An 18,850-nucleotide genomic window follows, 5' to 3' on the forward strand; every position below is an offset into this window, starting at 1 on the left:
ACGGGTCGAAATTTCACGGATAGGGTCGCGCCATGACCTTCTCCATCGTCGCCAGAGCAGTCGATCCAGGCACCGGCCAGCCCACCTGGGGTGTGGCTGTCGCTTCGAAGTTCCTGGCCGTCGGGTCGGCCGTCCCGGCCGCCGTCGCGGGCGTCGGTGCGATCGCCACCCAGGCCGAGGCCAACGTCGCCTACAAGGGGCTCGCGCTCGCCCATCTCGACGAGGGCGCGACCGCTTCGGTCGCCCTCGAGAGGCTCTTGGAGGAGGACGAGCGCCGCGACCACCGCCAGGTCGGCATCGTCGACGTCGACGGCAACGCCGCCTCCCACACCGGGCCGTCCTGCTACGACTGGGCGGGCGGCCGGACCGGATCCACCGAGGACGGGGCGTACGCGATCCAGGGCAACATCCTCACCGGCCCCGAGGTGGTCGAGGCGATGGAGGCCGCCTGGCTCGCCTCCTCGCCCGAGGAGCCTCTGCAGCGCCGGCTCCTGGCGGCCCTGGCCGCGGGTGACGAGGCCGGCGGCGACAGCCGCGGACGGCAGAGCGCTGCCCTCCTGGTCGTACGCGAGGAGGCCGGCTACGGCGGCAACGACGACATCGCCGCCGACCTGCGAGTCGACGACAACCCCGCGCCGATCACCGAGCTGAAGCGCCTCCTCGACCTCAGCGACCTCTACCTGACCGCCTCGACCGAGGCCGAGAAGGTGCTGGTCACCCCGCAGATCGAGGCCGAGCTGGAGACGTACGCCGCAGCGCAGGGCACCTCGAACTTCCTCGCCTGGGTCGCCACGGAGAACTACGAGATGCGGGTGGCCGACGACCTGTCCTGGATCGACCAGCGCATCCTCGACATCATCAGGACCCCGAAATGAGCGCCATCCTCGCCATCGACGCCGGCACCACCGGTGTCACCGCGCTGATCGTCACCGAGAAGGGCGAGGTGGCGGCCAGGGGCTATGAGGAGTTCGACCAGCACTTCCCCAGTCCGGGCTGGGTCGAGCACGTGCCGGAGGGGATCTGGCAGGCCACCCTGGAGGCGTGCCGTACGGTGCTGGCGGCCCACGGCAGGGACGACCTCGTCGGCATCGGGATCACCAACCAGCGCGAGACGGTCGTGCTGTGGGACCGGGAGACGCTGGGCTCGCCGCGGCGGGCGATCGTGTGGCAGGACCGTCGCACGACGGCCATGTGCGCCTCGATGGCGGAGCACGACGCCCGCGTCCGCGAGCTGACCGGGCTCCGCCTGGACCCGTACTTCAGCGCGACCAAGCTGGCCTGGATCCGCGAGAACGAGCCGCACACCTGGGCCCATGTGGAGTCGGGGCGCTACGCCATCGGCACCGTAGACTCGTACCTCATCGCCCGGATGACCCGTGGGCTGCACCACGTCTCCGACGTCTCGAACGCGTCGCGGACGCTGCTGTTCGACATCAACACCAACGACTGGTCCGACGAGCTGTGCTCGCTCTTCGGCGTGCCCCGTGACGCGCTGCCGGAGATCGGTCCCAACTGGAGCGACGGGGTCGCCACCGACCCGCGCTCCTTCCTGGACCTCTCGCTGCCGATCGCCGGCGTCGCCGGGGACCAGCAGGCCGCCCTGTTCGGGCAGGCCGCCTTCGAGGTCGGCGACTCCAAGTGCACCTACGGCACCGGGTCGTTCGTGCTGACCAACACCGGCACCACACCGCAGCGGTCGGACTCCGGACTGCTCACCTCGCCGGGCTGGATGTCCCCCTCCGGAGAGGTCACCTACGTCCTCGAGGGCTCGATCTTCGTGACCGGCGCCGCGGTGCAGTGGCTGCGTGACGGGCTGCAGATCATCGGCTCGGCCGCGGAGACCGAGGCCCTCGCCAGCACGGTCGCCTCCTCCGACGGGGTCGTGTTCGTGCCCGCGCTGACCGGTCTCGGTGCGCCCCACTGGGATCCCGATGCCCGCGGCACCATCATCGGACTCACCCGCGGCACCACCCGTGCCCACATCGTGCGGGCGACGCTGGAGGCGATCACCTTCGAGGTGCGCGACGTGATGGCGACCATGCCCACTCCCGTCGCCTCGCTCAACGTCGACGGCGGTGCGGCGGCCAACAACCTGCTGTGCCAGCTCCAGGCGGACCAGCTCGGGGTCGACGTCTCCCGCCCCCGCTTCGTCGAGACGACGGGTCTCGGTGCGGCGTTCCTGGCCGGCCTCGGGGTCGGCGTGTGGTCCTCGTTCGACGAGATCCGCGATACCTGGGCCCTGGACCGCACCTTCTCCCCCGACGCGTCGCGTCGCGAGGCGGCCGACGAGGCGTACGCCTCCTGGACCGAGGCCGTCGGGCGCTCGAAGGCCTGGGCGTGAGCCCGGAGGAAGCACTCAGCGGAGCCACCCCCACCTCCACCTCCAAGCCAGCGGTTACCTCGCCGGCGTACCCGTCTGGGTGACCCCGGCGTAGTCACCCGCATCGACACCACCGCACCCCCACATCTCGTACGCGGCGTGCTAGGCGTCGTCGACCTCTCCGACCCGGCCTCCGGAGAGGACACCCGCGAGGAGCTCTGAGCCACCCGTCCGACGGCACGGCCTCGGCCGCGGATCATCCGCAGCCGAGGCCTCGGCCGTCTCGGGGTCAGGCCGCGGTACAGGTCGCGGTCGGTGTCGCGGTGTTCCCGCCCGAGTAGAGCGTGATCCCGAACTGGTTGCCGTTGCCGTTCGGCGTGGCGGTGAGCGTTCCCGACGTACCGGAGACGGTCGCGTTCCAGGAGTTCTGCAGGCTCTGGCCCGATCCGGTGCCGATCCGGACAACCCAGTCATCGGTGCCGCTGACGGTGAACACGGTGTTGAACCGGTCGCTCCAGGACTCGGTCCGGGTGGCGCTCACCGTGCAGCTCCCCGCCGGTGGCGTGGACCCGCCGTCCGCGGTGTTGAGCTGGTCGAGGACGTAGCCGTAGGCGAGCTTCTTGTTGCCAGAGCTGTCGAAGAGCAGCGGAGTGTCCGAGGCCCGCCACGAGTCGGTGTCGCGTACGCCCCAGACGGTGATGCCGGTGCAGCGGGTCACCGCCATGCAGGCCTGGGTCACACCGCGGAACTGCTCGGCCTGCGAGGTGCCGGAGCCGGCGATGTCGAGCTCGGTGATCTGGACGTCCACACCCAGGTCGGCGAAGTTCTGCAGCGTGACGTGGTAGTCGCTCGGCACCGGGTTGCCCGAGTTGAAGTGGGCCTGGAAGCCGACGCAGTCGATGGGAACGCCCCGCGCCTTGAAGTCGCGGACCATGTTGTAGACGGCCTGGGTCTTCGCGTGGCTCCAGGTGTCGGTGTTGTAGTCGTTGTAGCAGAGCTTCGCGTTCGGGTCAGCGGAGCGGGCGGCCCGGAAGGCGGCCTCGATCCAGTCGTTGCCGGTGCGCTGCAGGTTGGAGTTGCGGCGGGCTCCGGACGAGCCGTCCTCGAAAGCCTCGTTCACCACGTCCCAGGCGTAGATCTTGCCTCGGTAGTGGCCCGCGACGCCGGCGATGTGATTGAGCATCGCGCTGCGGAGCGAGCTGCCCTCCATGTTCTGCATCCAGCCCGGCTGCTGGGAGTGCCAGGCCAGCGCGTGGCCGCGGACCCGCTTGCCGTTCTGGATGGCCCAGTTGGCGATCTGGTCGCCGGCGGAGAAGTTGAACTGGTTCGGCGACGGCTCGGTCGCGTCCATCTTCATCTCGTTCTCGGCGGTGATCATGTTGAACTCACGGTTCGCGATGGTCGTGTACTGCGAGTCCGACATCCGACTCGCGGCGATGGCGGTGCCGTAGTAGCGGTCGGACTCGGCCGCGGCTGCCTGCAGGGTGGAGCCGTCGGCCCGGGCGGGGCTGGCGGCGAGGACGGCGATGCCGCTGGTGATCACCAAGGCGGCGAGAGTGGTGAAGGCGGCGATTCTTCTGGCCTTCACGGCGTGCAGGGGTCTAACTCGAACTCGGGTCATCATCGATCCTGTTCTCCCGGAATGAAAGGTGGTCGGTGGTACCTCAAAGCTCGCGCGAACTCGATGGAAAACGTTATCGACAACGTTTTATAGCGTCAATAGATCGTGCCGAATTGGCGTGACCTATCTCACACAGGAGTCCTGCTCCTGGACCTCCGCCCTCGGTAGTCGAAGGCCCGACGACAGGCGCGGCGGAGGCATGGCAGGCTTCATCCGTGCCCTTCACCCACCGATCAGCAACGCGCAAGGACATCCCAGCCCTGACAGCGATCATGAACGCGTCGATCGCAGAGCTCCAGCGAGGATTCCTGACTGCCGCCCAGATCACCTCGAGCAAGACAGTGATGGGCATCGACACCCAGCTGATCGAGGACGGCACCTACTTCGTGGTCGAAGAGGGCCACGAGATCGCCGGCTGCGGCGGCTGGAGCAGAAGAGCGACGCTCTACGGCGGCGACCACACCCCCGGCCGAGAGCCGAGCCTCCTGGACCCAGCAAGAGACCCGGCCAGAGTGCGGGCGATGTACACCAACCCTGCCTTCACCCGTCGCGGCGTGGGCAGACTGATCCTGGACCTCTGCGAGCGAGCAGCCGCAGCGGAGGGCTTCACCACCCTCGAGCTGATGGGCACCCTGTCCGGCGAGCCGCTCTACTCGGCGTACGGCTTCGAGCCGGTCGAGCGGATCACCGATGACCGCGGCGGTGCACCGGTCCATCTGGTCCGGATGCGCAAGAGCATCTGAACCGGCAGCGGCGCCTACCCGTCGAGCCGCCCGACCTCAGCCGCGGCAGCGTCGCGGGCAGCGGCAGCCTCCGACACGGCCGTCTCGGCGGAGTCGCGCGTCTCCTCCGCCTCGGTGAGCTCGTCCTCGACCTCGAGCGCGGCATCTTCCAGATCGGCCAGGCGGCGGCGTAGGTCCTCGATCTCCGACTTCACCTGGAGCGAGCGGGCCTCGACGTCCTTGAAAGCCGCTACGGCGCGATCGCGCTCCGTCTCGGCGCCGGTGAGGGCCGACTCCGCTTCCTCGAGCGCCTCCCGGGCCTCGTCGAGCGCGGCCGTGTCGGGCAGGTCCGGGACCGCCCGCAGCGGCTCACGGGGCGGCGGGACGACTTCGGGGACCTCGAAGCCGAGAGCGTCCGGGAGCGCGACGGCGGCCGCGGCGTCGACAGCATCGACCCCGGTGGCGGACAGCGGGGAGACGAGCAGGCCGCTGCGTACGGCCTGGGCGGCGGACGCGTCGATCATCGCGGCGGTCAACGTGGCCTCGATCTGCGTGGCCACCGCCTCGGTCACCCGAAGACCGTGCTCACGAGCAAGGCCGCGCGCACGGGTCGTCACCGCCGCGGTCAGCTGTCGCCGCTGCTTGGTGAGCTCTCGCAGCTGAGCGGCATCCATCCCGGTCTGTGCCTCGCGCAGCAGAGCGCCGACCGAGATCACCTGCTCGACCTGCTCGGTCTCGTAGCGGACCAGCAGGTTCACCACCCATGCGGCGGTCGAGGGCTTCTTCAGCGCCTTGACGGGGCCGGCGAGAGGCGTCCCCTTCAGGCTCTTGGCACGCGCGTCACGCTCGGGGGTGAAGTCGGCCAGCGGCAGCCCGTAGAGCTCGGCCGCGACGTCGAGCAGCTCGGGGGCAGGTTCGTCGCTCATGTCCGCCATCTCAGCACGTCGCCGACTACCGCGTCAGCAGCCAGTCGTCATAGCCGGCGGCCTGTCGCTGGTGGAGCTCGCGCAGCGCGTCCTCCTCGACGCCGGCGAACGAGAGCCCGAGGTCCTCCAGAGCGGCCGACCACTCCGCGAAGTCCCACAGCTCACGCGTGAACGCGTCCTCGCCGATCCGCGTGTGGCGGATCGATCGGACCGTGTCGGCGCCGGTCGCGTCGCGCCGCTGCACGACCAGCTTGCTCGTGTAGGAGCCAGGCGGCGTCGAGAGCACCGGATGCCTCGCCTCGACCTCGTCGAGATCCACCACACCGCGGACGAGGTTGCCGTGGAAGGACCCCGACGGGTCATGGTGGAAGGTCCAGCCGGCCTCGCCCACCCGCACCAGCCGGTAGACGAACCCGTTCTGTCGGTGATGCCCATCGACCAGCGGCAACGGCTCACGGAAGGCATCGCCGAAGCCGAGATCGGGCCACCAGCGGCCGCCCGGGTTCTCAGCCGTCGGCAGCCCACGGACCTCGAAGGCGAGATGATCCAGCTGTCCGCTCGGTCCGGTCGTCTCGATGAGCTGTCCCGGGCGGCGCACGACGTCGAACCCGAGCTCCTCCAGGACCAGCGAGACCAGGCCGTTGTGATGGAAGCAGTAGCCCGCGTTGCCGCCGGCGGCGACCCGCTCGAGCGTCTCCTTCGGGTGCACCGAGTCGGGCGAGGCGGCAGCCCCGATGGCCGCGAGCATGATCGAGAGGTTCTCGTAGGGGAGTGTGTCGAGATGACGATGATGAAGATCGACGAGCGTCTCGTACGTGGCCTCCGGCCGTCCCTCGATGCCGAGCCGTCGCAGGTAGCCCTCGATCATCGTTCGTACCTCCCGTGCCGGTGGACCAGCGGGTCGGTGTCGTCACCGACCTCGAGCGACACGATCTCGCACGTCGCCAGAGCCGACCAGCCGATTTCGGTCAGCGACGTCAGCCGCACACCCGCCCAGGTCGGGGCGTCGGCGAGACGCCGCCCGAACTCGGTCTCGACCCAGGTCCCAGAGCGGAACGCACCACCTGGAGCGGGAGCGGTGCCCCCGAACGCCTCGGCGAGGTCCCGGTGGCGCCAATGGAGCAGCGACACCACCGCGACGCCGGTCTCCTCGAGCTCGTCGCGCAGGTCCGAGTCCGGATCGAGCAGCCCGAGCAGCGCCCCAGGAGAGCCGTTGGCGACCATCAGCGACGAGACCGTGAGCCCGGCGGAGCCGGACGTCCACAGCGACACCCGTCCCCCCAGACGACCTCGCCACCGGCGCACGGGATCCTCCGGCGTCGGGAACGGGTGGGACGAGTGGATCGTCAGGCTACGTCCTTGGTAGGTCCGGCCTTGGCAGGAGTTGCCTTGGAACGCCGCAAGGTCTTCTTCGCGGGCTTCTCGTCGTTGGCGAGCTTCTTGGCCTCGGTGGCGTACATGTCGACGTACTCCTGGCCGGAGAGCTTGAGGATCTCGTAGACGATCTCGTCGGTGATCGCGCGCAGGATGTAGCGGTCGTTGGCCATGCCCTCGTAGCGGGAGAAGTCCAGCGGCTCACCGAAGACGACCCGCGGATGCACGAGCCTGCCGAACTTCTTGCCCGGAGGCGCAATCACATCGGTGCCGATCACTGCGACCGGGATCACCGGCGCACCGGTGTCCAGGGTCAGTCTGGCGATGCCCGTACGTCCCCGGTAGAGCTTGCCGTCGTGGGAGCGGGTGCCCTCGGGGTAGATCCCGAACAGCTCGCCCTCGGCCAGGACCCGCTTGGCGGCGATCAGGGCGCCCTCGGCGGCGGTGGCGCCACCGCGGTCGATCGGCACGTTGCCGGTGCCCGAGAAGAACGCCTTCTGCAGGAAACCCTTGGCACCCGTCCCGGTGAAGTACTCCGCCTTCGCCACGAACCGCACCATCCGCTTCATCCCGAGCGGCATGAAGAGCCAGTCGGCGTAGGAGAGGTGGTTGCTGGCCATGATCGCCGCGCCCTTGCGCGGAATGTTGTCCGTGCCCTCATAGGTCGGACGGAACACCGCTCGCAGGATTGGCCCGAGCGCGACCCACTTCAAGAACGAGTAGAAGAGCTTCGTCGTCACCCCATCGCCTTCCCTTATTGCCTTCGACCGGTCAGCCTATAACGAGATAGGTACTTCTACCCCCGCGCCCTGTCATGCAGTCGGGCTAGGCTGGGAACGTGAGCGAGCGTCAGCGAGTGAACCAAGCGATCAACACGCCGCCGCGTCCGTATTATGGCGCTTGCGCTACGGAGGTGGCGGCGTGAGCGAGCGTCAGCGAGTGAACCGACGGATCTACACGCCGCCGCGTCCGTATTATGGCGCTTGCGCTACGGAGGTGGCGGCGTGAGCGACCGAGACGACCGGCCCGAGGACGCGACCGGGGCCCCCGATGACGCCTCTGTGCCTCCCGACGGCCAGCCGTCGGAGGACGAGGCCTGGCGCCAGATCGTCGAGAACTACGGCGACCGCCCGGCTATCGAGGAGCCCGTCTCCAGCGGCCTCTTCGAGAAGAAGATCGACATCGTCGAGGAGGTCGACGAGCCCGATTCCCACGACGACATGTGGCGCGACGACCACGAGGGGTACGTCCCACCGCCCCCGCCACCGCTGCCGAAGCCGACCCCGGCACGCCTGCTCGCCTGGATCGGTGTGCTCGGCGCGCCGGTCGCCGTGCTGGTCCTGATCGTGGTCATCCAGATCACCGACCGACACTTCAGCAGCTGGGTCATCGGCGGCCTGGTCGCCGCCTTCCTGGCCGGGTTCGTCTACCTGCTGGCGACGATGCCGTCCGAGCCCCGCGATCCCTGGGACGACGGCGCCCGCGTCTAGGTCTGATCCTGGCCAGGGCTCGAGATGAGCCGTCGAGCCAGGATGCTCGCGCCCACGACCCCCGCCTCCGCACCGAAGGCAGTCGTCACGATCCGCGGCACCTCGCGATGATGGCGCCCGACGAGCGAGGCCTCCAGCGCCGTCCGGGCAGGTCCCAGCAGCAGGTCGCCGGCCGTCGAGACTCCCCCACCGACGACCAACAGCTCCGGGTCGAAGGCAGCGACCAGGCCGGCCATCCCGACCCCCAGCCACGCCCCCACCGCCTCGTACGCCGCCAGCGCGAGCGCATCGCCGCGGGCCGCGGCGGCGGTGACCGCCGGGCCGGTGATCTTGAGCGGGTCTCCGGCGGCCAGCTCGTCGAGCGCGCAGCCGGCGTACTCCTCGGTCTCTACGCGGGCGCGCACGAAGGCGACCAGCGCGTTGCCGGAGGAGTACTGCTCCCAGCAGCCGGTGAGACCGCACTCGCACGGCAGCCCGCCGGGCACGACCTGCATGTGGCCGAACTCCCCGGCCATACCGTTGCGACCCCGGACGACCCGGCCGTCGAGGACGACAGCACCGCCGATCCCGGTGCCGAGGGTGATGAGCAGGGCCGAGTCGACCCCGCGGGCCGCACCGAGTTCCAGCTCGGCCAGGGCGGCGCAGTTGGCATCGTTGTCGAGCGCCACCCGAGTGCCCCAGCGCTCGGAGAGCCGGGACAGGGTCGGCTCGCCCCGCCAGGGCAGGTGGGGCGCGAACATGACCCGCTCACCGGCGGCGTCGACGAACCCGGCCGCCGCCAGCCCGACTCCCGCGACGGGCCGGCCCGCGGCCACCTCGGTGACCGCCTCGGTCAGCGCGTCCTCCACGAGCTCGAGCTCGACCCGACGGCCCGGCGTGCTGCGGTGAGCGGTGCGGAGCACCTCACCTGAGGGTGAGACCTCCGCCGCGAGCACCTTCGTGCCGCCGATGTCGACACCGACGTGGACGGACCCGCTCTCGCTCACGCGGCCACCTCCGTAGCGCAAGCGCAATCATACGGACGTCGCCGCGTGAACCTCACCGTCGCTCGCTGGCGCTCGCTCACTTGCGAGCCAGGTCGGCGGCACCGATCAGCCCGGCGTCGTTGCCCAGCGTCGCCTTGCGGATATCGAGCATCGGCCGGTGTCCGCGGCCGGTCAGCTGCGCCTCGAAGGCGCGCCGGGCCGGTCCGAGCAGCAGGTCGTCGGCGTCCGCCACTCCCCCGCCGATGGCCACCACGGCCGGGTCCAGCACGGCGGCGATCGAGGCGATCCCCTCGCCGAGCCAGATGCCGAGATCGGTCAGCGCCTCGATCGCGAAGGCGTCCCCGGCGCGGGCCGCCTCGGTGATCAGCGGACCCTTGATCTTGTCGAGGTCACCCTCGGCGCGGTCCAGGACGTCACGAGCCAGCAGCGAGCCGCCGCGCGCCGCGGCACGGACGTTACGCACCAGCGCCGACCCGGAGGCGTACTGCTCCCAGCAGCCGCGGTTGCCGCAGCCGCACAGGTGGCCGTTGGGCACGACCCGCATGTGGCCGATCTCGGCACCGACGCCGAAGGCACCGCGGTAGAGCTCGCCCTCGAGGACCAGGCCGCCGCCGACACCGGTGCCGACGGTCACCAGCATCATGTTGTCGACCTCGGCACCCGCGCCGTACTCGAACTCGCCCCACGCAGCTGCGTTGGCGTCGTTCTCGATCACGACCGGAAGCTCGAGGACCTTCTCCAGCCGCTCCTTGAGCGGCACGTCGCGCCAGGCGATGTTGGGGGCGAACATGACCGTCGAGCGGTCCTTGTCGATGTAACCGGCCGCACCGATGCCGACGCACTCGATCGGGTGGCGGGTCTTGAGCTCCTGGACCACCTCGATGATCGCCGCCTCGACGGCCTCCGGGCTCTTGGCCGGCGACTCGACGCGGTGGTCCTCGACGATGTTGCCGTGGTGGTCCACGACACCGCCGAGGATCTTGGTGCCCCCGACGTCGACGCCGCAGGCGAGCTTCTTCACCGTCATGACTCAGCTCCAGCCGTCGAGGTCGATCCGGTCGACCCTCGTAGAGCGCTGCGCCCGTTCCCGGGTCGCACCTTCCTCAGCCCGCACGCCATCACTGTGAGCATCCTCGTCTTCACTAGGTCCTTCACTGGAGCCTTCACTGGGGCCAGCACCCGGACTCGTGGCCGCCGCGTTGAGCACCGTGGCAGCCGCCTGCATCAGCGATGCGGCAGCGCTGGCCAGGTGCACCTTGACCTCCGGGCTCGACTCCCGGAGGACATGAACCGTACGGCACAGCGGGCAGTAGGCGCACTCCGGTGCTCCCGTATCGAGATGCTCCCCGAACGACTCGGTGAGATGGGCGAACCGGGAGTCCTTGGCCCACTCCCCGATCGCCTCCATCAGCCGGCCGAGCTCCTCGGCGGTCGACCCCAACGGCTCGTCGGCCCACTCGTGGCGCTGCTCGCTCACGCGACCACATCCGTAGCGCAAGCGCCAGAATACGGACGCGGTCGCGTGTTGACCTGATGGCTCGCTCGCTGACGCTCGCTCACGACTACTCGCTCTCGGTGTTCGTCGTCTGACGTGAAAACGTTACTCGCAGCTCGCCGCCCTCGACCCGCGCCCCGCTGACGTCCATCCGGGCGAGCGCGGCAGGAAGGGTGAGCAGTCGCCGGTAGGCACCGACGGTGATCGCCAGCTCGTCGCCGTTGCGGCCCAGCTGCACCTGGTCGCGCCCGACCCACTGGGCCAGCCCGGGCAGCGCCAGATGGACGATCGTGGCCTCGTCGGTCGTCTCGGTGCGGAACGGAGCCGCAGTCTCGGGAACGGCGAGCGGGTCGATACGACCGGACCAGGCGTACGCCGCCTCGGCCACCTCCCGCAGATCGTCGACCCCGACCGGCTCGGTGGGCCGGTAGAACGAGCGCCAGACCGGCAGCCCCTCGAAGGAGGCCTCGACATCGCCGAGCACGTCGTCCTGGGCCTTGACCCAGCCGGCGCGCCAGTCGTCGGATCCGCCGGCCGGGAAGATCCGGTTGGCGACGACACCGTCCACGCGGTAGCCGTAGAGGGAGAGCGTCGTCCAGGACCGGCGTGCTTCCGCGAGCACGACCCGCTCCGGGGTCAGCACGATGCGTACGGACGCCTCGGGTCCCGACAGCAGGGCTCGCACCTCGGCGAGCTCGCCGTGGAGGCGGACCAGGGCGTCGAAGACGGAGTCGCCGGGCATCGGCACCCCCGCAGCCTTGGTGAGCACGGGCTTGAGCGCCTTCACCATCTTGCGCTGCACCGGGAGGATCCGCTCCAGATACCAGCCCAGGGCCTCGGGAAGGGCGAGCAGCCGCAGCGTCTCGGCGGTCGGGGCACAGTCGACCACGATCGTGTCCCACTCCTCCGAGACCGCCATCCGGCGCAGCTCCAGGAGCGCGAAGACCTCCTCGGCGCCGGGGATCACGGTCAGCTCCTCGGCCGCGATCCGGTCGACCCCGATGGTGTCCAGGACGCTCAACAGGTAGCCCTGCACCTCCGCCCAAGACTGCTCGAAGCGGCGCTGGGCGTCGACGTGCTGGACATAGAGGTGCTCGGTGACCTGGACGGGCTCCGGGCCCAGCGCACCGTCGCGGTGTCCGTCCGAGAGGCTGAAGGCGTCAGCCAGGGAGTGGGCGGCGTCGGTCGAGAGGACCAGCGTGCGCCGACCACGGGCCGCGGACATCGCCGCGGTGCCGGCCGAGACGGTGGACTTGCCGACGCCGCCCTTGCCGGTGAAGAGAAGGATTCTCACGAAGGCGTGTCCTTCTCGACCCTCTGCTTGAGCCCTCGCAGGGCGGTGTCGATCAGGACCTTCTCGCCCTTGCGCTTGAGCATGCCGATCAGCGGGATGCTCAGGTCGAGGGCGAGCCGGTAGGTGACCTCGGTGCGTCCGCCGAGGTCGCGCAGCACGTAGGCGCCGTCCATCGACCGCAGCAGGTTGCCCTTGACCAGCGACCAGGTCACCTGGCGGTCACCGTCCCAGTCGTAGGCCAGGGTGTACTCGTCCTTGATCGGCGCGACGTCCAGCACGAACCGGACCTGCTCGGCCCGCCCGTCGACGCCGGTCTCCACGACGCTGACCTGCTGCATGCCCTTGGCCCAGGCCGGATAGGACTTGAAGTCCGCGATCACCGCCATCACTGCCGAGGGCGCAGCCTCGATCACGATCGTCGAGGTGGTCTGATCGGCCATCGATGGTGTCCTCACTCCCTGACTTGCTAGGTGCCATGGAGCGTACCGGATAGCATCCCGGTGAAATGGTCGGGCTGTGACGGGGGTAACCTCCGGTTCGTACCCACCTACCATCAGTATGCGGAGGCCCTAGTGCGCGAGTTCTCCACGCCCGCGACGTACGTTGTTCCCCCCACCGGCAACCTGACCGACGACGTCGTTCGCAACGCCACCGAGGCACCCGATGTCGCCGTCCTGAGCCGCCCAGGCGCCGACGGCACCTGGGTCGACGTCACCGCCGCCGAGTTCCTCGGTGAGGTCTCCTCGGTCGCGAAGGGCCTGATCGCCGCGGGTGTCGGCGCTGGAGACCGGGTCGCGCTGCTCTCGAAGACGCGCTACGAGTGGACCCTGCTCGACTACGCGATCTGGTTCGCCGGCGCGACGACGGTGCCGATCTACGAGACCTCCTCGGCCGAGCAGATCGCGTGGATCCTCCAGGACTCCGCGACCGTGGCGGTCATTGCCGAGGACGCCGGTCACATGAGCCGGATCAGCGAGGTCCGCGCCGAGTGCCCCGCGCTCAACAACGTCTGGTCGATCAACGACAACGCCGTCGAGCTGCTGGGCAAGCTCGGCACCGACATCACCGACGAGCAGCTCGAGGCCCGTCGCAGCGCGGTCACCCCCGAGGACACCGCGACGCTGATCTACACCTCCGGCACCACCGGGCGCCCGAAGGGCTGCGTGCTCACCCACGGCAACTTCATGTTCGAGCTCGGCGTCGTCGTCGACTCGCTCGACGACCTGTTCACCTTCGAGGGCCGCAGCACGCTGCTCTTCCTCCCGCTGGCGCACGTCTTCGCGCGGATCATCCAGATCGGCTGCATCAAGTCGCGCACCCGCCTGGGCCACACCCCTGACATCAAGAACCTCGTCGCCGACCTCGGCACCTTCCAGCCGACCTTCGTGCTGGCGGTGCCGCGAGTCTTCGAGAAGGTCTACAACACCGCCTCGCAGAAGGCGGTCGCCGACGGCAAGGGCAAGATCTTCGACCTGGCCACCGAGGTCGCGATCGAGTACTCCCGCGCCACCGAGACCGGCCGGGCGCCGTTCCTGCTCGCGGCCAAGCACAAGCTGTTCTCCAAGCTCGTCTACGGCAAGCTGCTGGCCGCGCTCGGCGGCAACTGCTCCTACGCGGTCTCCGGCGGCGCCCCGCTCGGTGACCGTCTCGGCCACTTCTACCGTGGCATCGGCGTCACCGTCCTGGAGGGCTACGGCCTGACCGAGACGACCGCCGCGCTCACGGTCAACCTGCCCGAGGCGTTCAAGATCGGCACCGTCGGACGGCCGCTGCCCGGCACCGCGGTGCGCGTCGCCGACGACGGCGAGCTGCTCTTCAAGGGCGGTCAGGTGCTGAAGGAGTACTGGCAGAACCCCGAGGCGACCGCCGAGGCCAAGACCGCTGAGGGCTGGTTCCACTCCGGCGACCTCGGCGAGGTCGACGACGAGGGCTTCGTGAAGATCACCGGCCGCAAGAAGGAGATCATCGTCACCGCCGGCGGCAAGAACGTTGCCCCGGCCGTCCTCGAGGACCGCCTTCGTGCCCACGTGCTCGTCGACCAGTGCATCGTCGTCGGCGACGGTCAGCCGTTCATCGGCGCGATCGTCACCATCGACCCCGAGGCCCTGCCCACCTGGGCGGAGGCCAACGGCAAGCCCGGCGACATCGACGCCCTCGTCGAGGACGAGGACCTGCGCGCCGCGGTCCAGAGCGCGGTCGACGACGCCAACAAGGCGGTCTCGAAGGCCGAGTCGATCCGCAAGTTCGTGATCATCCCCGACTCCTGGACCGAGGAGGGTGGCCAGCTCACCCCCAGCCTCAAGCTCAAGCGCAACGTGGTCATGCGCGAGTTCAGCCACGAGGTCGAGGCGCTCTACGCAAAGTAGTTCTGGTGGCGCCGAGTCGGCGCATCTGATCCCGTGCCTGGCGAAGCGAAGCGAGCCAGAGGGATCGGATGCGCCGACTCGGCATTGATGTCAGTCCAGCACCCGATGAGCGATCGCGATGCGCTGCAGCGTCGTCGGGTGCGAGCCGAACCACCACTGCGACCAGGCCTGCGGGGACGGGTCGGAGAGCGAGCGTACGCCGAGGTCGTGCTGCAGCCTCGTGAACGCCTCCAGGTCACCGGTGGCACGGAGTGCGTCCACGTCCGCGCGGGCCTCGACGTGCCGGCTGAGCCCGTTCTCGACGGGCATCGCCAGCACGCTCGCCAGCGCGAAGACCGCCATCAGCATCGGGACGGCTTCGGGGGTGGAGTAGTAGTCCTCCCGGCGTCGGTAGGACAGCAGCAGGCCCAGCAGACCGACGCCGGCGACCGCGCCGGCGGCGCCGATGACCGTCCCGACCAGGACGTCGTCGTGCTTGGCGTGGGCGAGCTCGTGGGCGACCACGGCCAGGACCGCTCCGCGCGCGGCCGCGCCCCGCTGCGAGTCGACGAGGTTGTCGTAGAGGACCACCCGGCGGGTGGAGCCGAAGCCGGTGACGTACGCGTTGAGCGAGGTCGTGCGCCGGGAGGCGTCGACCACCAGGACGTCATCGAGCTCGACGCCCTCCCGCTCGGCGATCGCCATCACCTCGGTGCGGAACTGGCCACGCGGCAGCGGCTCGAAGTCGTTGAACAGCGGCTCGATGACGACCGGGTAGACGAACGAGCCGAGCACCACCAGCCCTGCGACCAGGCCGGCGGCGAGCGCCGGCCACCAGCGCCGGCCGAGGCGGATGCACGCGAAGAGGGCGAGCAGCGCCAGGGACGTGGTCACGATGCCGACGACCTGGTTCAGCAGCGAGTCACCCAGCCAGGACCCCCAGTCCTGCCTGGAGAGCCCGTAGCGCAGCTGCAGCCGCTGGATCGCCACCCCGAACGGGAGAGCCGCGGCCCAGCCGAGGAACGTCACCACGATGACCGCCAGCACCACCCGGAGCAACCATGGGCCCCGCAGCCTCGCCACCAGACGCCGTCCGATCGAGGTGAACCCGAGCACACAGGCGACCACCAGCGAGACGACGAGGCCGGCCCGGCTGATCCAGCGAACGGCGCCGGAGTAGGCCAGCATCCGCTCCAGCTCCTCGACCGTGAACACGTCCCGTTCGTCGGGGAGCTCGAGCGGGCCGCCGGGATAGGGCTGCCACGGGATCAGCAGCCAGGCGAGCACTACGAACGCGACCGCCCCGACGACGAGAACCACCCAGGACGTACGTCTCGTTGCATTCACGCCGCCACCTCCGTAGCGCAAGCGCCAGAATACGGACGCGGCGGCGTGTTGACCGCTTGGTTCACTCGCTGACGCTCGCTCACGCCGCAGACTCTGACAGATGCGCCCGCCAGCGGGCGGTCAGCTCGTCCTCTCCGAAGCCGAAGCTGCTCTGCAGGGCCTTCTCCAGAGCCGTGCCGCGCCCGGTCTCCTCGTAGAGGTCGACCAGGGCCTCCTCGCCGCCGGCCTCGGCGAGCACCTCGCAGGCGAGCCAGGCGGCTTCGTACTCCGCGCCGAAGTGCTCCGAGCGGGTGTTGAACTCGGCCTTGCCCGGGAGGTGGTCAGGGGCGCCGTTCTCGCGGACCTGGGCGAGGATCTGGCCGGCGGTCTTGCTCAGCGGGAGCGTGGTTTCGCGCAGCGCGACATAGTCGGCGAAGCCCTCGACCAGCCACATCGGCCGGTTGGTGCCGGTCGGGGCGTCGGTGGCCGCGTGGGTCGCCTCATGGGTGATGACCACCTGGGCGCCGGGGGCGTCCAGGTCACCGATGACGCCCTGGTTGACCCATACGTGCAGCGGGGTTCCGGCCTTCGTGGACCCGTCGACCGTCGCGGTCACCGCGGCGACCGCGGAGTAGGCCCCGGGCTGCGCGCCGAGGGCCGACTCGAGCCCGGTCGCAGGCACCTCGAGGACCAGGCGGGGATCGTCCCAGGAGATCACCTTGCGGACCTCGTCGACCGCGGTCGCGGCCAGCTTGGCGTAGCGGTCGGCGACATCGGCGGAGGCTTGGACGACCACGAGGGTGGAGCCGGTGCGCCGCACCTCGACCGGGCCGCTGAGCCACAGCGGCAGCCGGGTGCCCTGGGCCGCCGAGAACCCGGTGATCGCGCCGCCGGCGTCGAAGCCGACCTTCAGCTCCTCGGTCAGCACCGGGTCACCGGGCGTGCGCCACGACATCTCGACGTCGGCCGTCCACGAGCCGTCCGCTGCCACGTTGCCCGACTCCGCGACGTACCTGGCGGCGACGTCCTCGACACCGATGGCGCGTGCGTTGCGCACCGCCACCGAGGCGGCGTCCTCGCCGTCGGGCTCCGCCCCCTCACGTACGCCGGTGACCAGCTGCTCCAGCGAGGCCCGGGCGCCTTCGGTGTCCGCGCGCACGACCGGGGCGGCGGTCGGGGTCGGCGCCACGTACTCGCCGCCGCCGGTCAGCCGCCAGCCGACGAGGCCGGCGAGCAGCATCACCAGCACCACACCGGCCCCGATCAGGACCGGGCGGGCCAGGAGGCGGGATACAAGAGAGCCGACCGTTCGCACCTGCGAACGATCGGCCTCTTCGGGGTCCTGAGTCACTGAGCCTGGTTAAAGGGCTTAGCCCGGGCGGACGGCGCCCGTGTAGGGCATCTCGTCGATCGGCGAGACCTTCACACCGGTGCTCGGGTTGGACGCGTGCACCATCATGCCGTTGCCGATGTAGATGCCGACGTGGCTGATCGGGCTGTAGAAGAAGACCAGGTCGCCGGGGGCGAGCTGGCCGCGCGAGACCTGGGGTCCGCTGCTGTACTGCGCAGAGGAGGAGTGCGGGAGCCCGACACCGGCCTCGCCCCAGGCACCCATGGTGAGGCCAGAGCAGTCCCACGACTCGGTGCCGGTGGCGCCGTAGACGTAGGCGTCGCCGACCTGGGCGAGGGCGTAGTCGACGGCCACCTTCGCGCGGCCCGAGGGCGGCGGCAGGTTGGCCGGGATGCCCGCACCGGCGCCGGCTGCCTGGAACTCCTCGAGCTCGTCGGCCTCGAGCTCGTCGAGCTCGGCCTGAGCGGCCTCGAACTTCTTGTCGATCTCGTTCTTCTTCTTCTGCATGGTCGTCTTGACCTTGGCCATCTCGGCCTTGCTCTCCTCGGTCGCCTCCCGGCGCACGTGGAGGGCCTCTGCCTCGGTGTTGTACCGAGCCAGCAGGTCGCCCTGCAGAGCGTTGTAGGACGAGACGGTGGAAAGCCCGGCGAGGAACTCCTGCGGGTCCTCGGAGGTGATCACCTGGCCGACGGCAGAGACGTCGGAGCCCTCGAACTGCCGCAGCACGGAGTCACGGAGCTCGGCCCGGATCTTGTCGAGCTCCTTGCTCTGCCGCTTCTCGTCGGCGCTGAGGTCCTTGAGCTGGTCCTTGATGTCCTGCAGCCGCAGCTTGGCGTTGCTGTAGTCCTCGTTGGCTGCCTCGGCCTGGGTGTAGAGCTTGTCGACCTTCTCACGAACGTCGTCGATGTCTGGTTCGGCCTGGGCGGGGGTCGCTGCGGGAATGATCCCGGCGACACCGATGGCGGCAATGCCGGCTGCTCCGGCAATGAGTCGCTTCCGGTCGCGTGTCACGAGCGGACGGTCTCCTTGTGTAGTCGTTGACGCCTACCGGGTGAGCTGACGGGTTCAGGCACGACCTGCCCTACCACCGCTCCTCGACCTGGTCTTCCAGATCGTCCTCGCGGCGGATACACCCCAGGTGATCGCACTCCATGTTGCGGCGTACGACCGGTGTGGTTCCCCGGTTCCTGGCCCGCCCCGAAGCGGGCCTGGATTGAGCGCGGCACCCGCGTGGGCCGGTTGACCCACTTCCACGAGCGCCAATTCCCTGCGCACACTAGCCGACGCCGTCCCCCACCTGCCAACCACCCACGCCCAAAAGTTCGGCTACATACCCTCCACCAACGGCAGAGCCACCATCCGCAGCGGCGGGACCAGGCCACCATCGGCGAGCACGTCGAGCGCCCGGCGCTCCTCGTCCTCGATGGTCAGCTCCGGGGGCGGGCCCAGCAGCACGGTGACCACGCAGTCGTGGCACGCCAGTCCCCGCACCAGGCAGGTGTCACAGTCGATTCTCGTCGTCATGTGAGCGACGGTCTCACCGAGCACCGACATTTTTGCTTTCGTACGGTTGCGTCCGGCGTGTCATCACCATCGCAGG

Annotated in this window: 19 protein-coding genes and 1 riboswitch; of the genes, 5 read left to right on the forward strand and 14 right to left on the reverse strand. The window is 69.7% G+C overall.

The genetic code is table 11. The features are described 5' to 3' along the window. The first annotated feature begins 32 nt into the window (after positions 1 to 32). Entirely contained in the window at positions 33 to 875 is an 843-nt protein-coding gene (locus H5T77_RS02005; RefSeq protein WP_292644438.1) for a DUF1028 domain-containing protein, read from the forward strand. Then, a complete protein-coding gene (locus H5T77_RS02010; protein ID WP_292644439.1) occupies positions 872 to 2,341 on the forward strand; it encodes an FGGY family carbohydrate kinase in 1,470 nt (489 codons plus the stop codon). The genes H5T77_RS02005 and H5T77_RS02010 overlap by 4 nt, the downstream gene beginning before the upstream one ends. A 268-nt stretch (positions 2,342 to 2,609) precedes the next feature. Here the strand turns inward: H5T77_RS02010 and H5T77_RS02015 are convergent, their stop codons facing one another. Then, on the reverse strand, positions 2,610 to 3,941 hold the full coding sequence (locus tag H5T77_RS02015; protein WP_292644441.1) for a glycoside hydrolase family 10 protein: 1,332 nt from the start codon (positions 3,939 to 3,941) through the stop codon (positions 2,610 to 2,612). 215 nt (positions 3,942 to 4,156) lie between these two features. Between H5T77_RS02015 and H5T77_RS02020 the strand changes: the two genes are divergently transcribed. Continuing rightward, positions 4,157 to 4,684: a GNAT family N-acetyltransferase gene (locus tag H5T77_RS02020; protein ID WP_292644443.1), complete on the forward strand. Its 528-nt coding sequence runs from the start codon at positions 4,157 to 4,159 to the stop codon at positions 4,682 to 4,684. Between the two features lie 14 nt (positions 4,685 to 4,698). Here the strand turns inward: H5T77_RS02020 and H5T77_RS02025 are convergent, their stop codons facing one another. The 4 genes from H5T77_RS02025 to H5T77_RS02040 are packed head-to-tail and all read right to left on the reverse strand — an operon-like array spanning position 4,699 to position 7,703. After that, complete coding sequence (locus H5T77_RS02025; RefSeq protein WP_292644445.1) at positions 4,699 to 5,589, reverse strand: hypothetical protein; 891 nt, start codon at positions 5,587 to 5,589, stop codon at positions 4,699 to 4,701. Positions 5,590 to 5,614: 25 nt separating this feature from the next. Next, positions 5,615 to 6,457 (reverse strand): arylamine N-acetyltransferase family protein, encoded by an 843-nt coding sequence (locus H5T77_RS02030; RefSeq protein WP_292644447.1) that lies wholly within the window; start codon positions 6,455 to 6,457, stop codon positions 5,615 to 5,617. Then, entirely contained in the window at positions 6,454 to 6,894 is a 441-nt protein-coding gene (locus H5T77_RS02035) for a flavin reductase family protein (RefSeq protein ID WP_366816603.1), read from the reverse strand. Before H5T77_RS02035 ends, H5T77_RS02030 begins: the two co-directional genes overlap by 4 nt. Before the next feature lie 41 nt (positions 6,895 to 6,935). Further along, the gene (locus H5T77_RS02040) at positions 6,936 to 7,703 is read right to left on the reverse strand and encodes a lysophospholipid acyltransferase family protein (protein ID WP_292644451.1); all 768 of its coding nucleotides are present in this window, start codon (positions 7,701 to 7,703) and stop codon (positions 6,936 to 6,938) included. Between the two features lie 264 nt (positions 7,704 to 7,967). On the opposite strand from H5T77_RS02040, the gene H5T77_RS02045 reads away from it, so the two are divergent. Further along, positions 7,968 to 8,453: a hypothetical protein gene (locus tag H5T77_RS02045; protein ID WP_292644453.1), complete on the forward strand. Its 486-nt coding sequence runs from the start codon at positions 7,968 to 7,970 to the stop codon at positions 8,451 to 8,453. Here H5T77_RS02045 and H5T77_RS02050 read toward each other — a convergent pair. The 5 genes from H5T77_RS02050 to H5T77_RS02070 form a co-directional block, all read right to left on the reverse strand. Then, a complete protein-coding gene (locus tag H5T77_RS02050; RefSeq protein WP_292644455.1) occupies positions 8,450 to 9,439 on the reverse strand; it encodes an ROK family protein in 990 nt (329 codons plus the stop codon). The genes H5T77_RS02045 and H5T77_RS02050 overlap by 4 nt on opposite strands. Before the next feature lie 76 nt (positions 9,440 to 9,515). Further along, positions 9,516 to 10,466 (reverse strand): ROK family glucokinase, encoded by a 951-nt coding sequence (locus H5T77_RS02055; protein ID WP_292644456.1) that lies wholly within the window; start codon positions 10,464 to 10,466, stop codon positions 9,516 to 9,518. A gap of 3 nt (positions 10,467 to 10,469) precedes the next feature. Further along, positions 10,470 to 10,916: a hypothetical protein gene (locus H5T77_RS02060; RefSeq protein WP_292644457.1), complete on the reverse strand. Its 447-nt coding sequence runs from the start codon at positions 10,914 to 10,916 to the stop codon at positions 10,470 to 10,472. 85 nt (positions 10,917 to 11,001) lie between these two features. Next, positions 11,002 to 12,228, reverse strand: coding sequence for an ArsA family ATPase (locus tag H5T77_RS02065; protein ID WP_292644459.1), 1,227 nt, complete (start codon positions 12,226 to 12,228; stop codon positions 11,002 to 11,004). Then, on the reverse strand, positions 12,225 to 12,668 hold the full coding sequence (locus H5T77_RS02070) for an SRPBCC family protein (protein ID WP_292644461.1): 444 nt from the start codon (positions 12,666 to 12,668) through the stop codon (positions 12,225 to 12,227). Before H5T77_RS02070 ends, H5T77_RS02065 begins: the two co-directional genes overlap by 4 nt. A 132-nt stretch (positions 12,669 to 12,800) precedes the next feature. Between H5T77_RS02070 and H5T77_RS02075 the strand changes: the two genes are divergently transcribed. Then, a complete protein-coding gene (locus H5T77_RS02075; RefSeq protein ID WP_292644462.1) occupies positions 12,801 to 14,594 on the forward strand; it encodes an AMP-dependent synthetase/ligase in 1,794 nt (597 codons plus the stop codon). A gap of 90 nt (positions 14,595 to 14,684) precedes the next feature. On the opposite strand, the gene H5T77_RS02080 is transcribed toward H5T77_RS02075, so the two are convergent. From H5T77_RS02080 to H5T77_RS02095, 4 genes are all read right to left on the reverse strand, one after another. Beyond that, entirely contained in the window at positions 14,685 to 15,920 is a 1,236-nt protein-coding gene (locus H5T77_RS02080; protein ID WP_292644463.1) for a M48 family metallopeptidase, read from the reverse strand. Between the two features lie 79 nt (positions 15,921 to 15,999). Then, positions 16,000 to 17,250: a gluzincin family metallopeptidase gene (locus H5T77_RS02085; RefSeq protein WP_292644464.1), complete on the reverse strand. Its 1,251-nt coding sequence runs from the start codon at positions 17,248 to 17,250 to the stop codon at positions 16,000 to 16,002. Between the two features lie 18 nt (positions 17,251 to 17,268). Next, a complete protein-coding gene (locus tag H5T77_RS02090) occupies positions 17,269 to 18,261 on the reverse strand; it encodes a C40 family peptidase (RefSeq protein WP_292644465.1) in 993 nt (330 codons plus the stop codon). Positions 18,262 to 18,276: 15 nt separating this feature from the next. Further along, positions 18,277 to 18,480: riboswitch (cyclic di-AMP (ydaO/yuaA leader) on the reverse strand. Positions 18,481 to 18,576: 96 nt separating this feature from the next. Further along, a complete protein-coding gene (locus H5T77_RS02095; RefSeq protein WP_008363129.1) occupies positions 18,577 to 18,774 on the reverse strand; it encodes a hypothetical protein in 198 nt (65 codons plus the stop codon). Positions 18,775 to 18,850: the final 76 nt, after the last annotated feature.

This window comes from Nocardioides sp. (genome assembly GCF_014360585.1).
Classification (GTDB): Bacteria; Actinomycetota; Actinomycetes; order Propionibacteriales; family Nocardioidaceae; genus Nocardioides.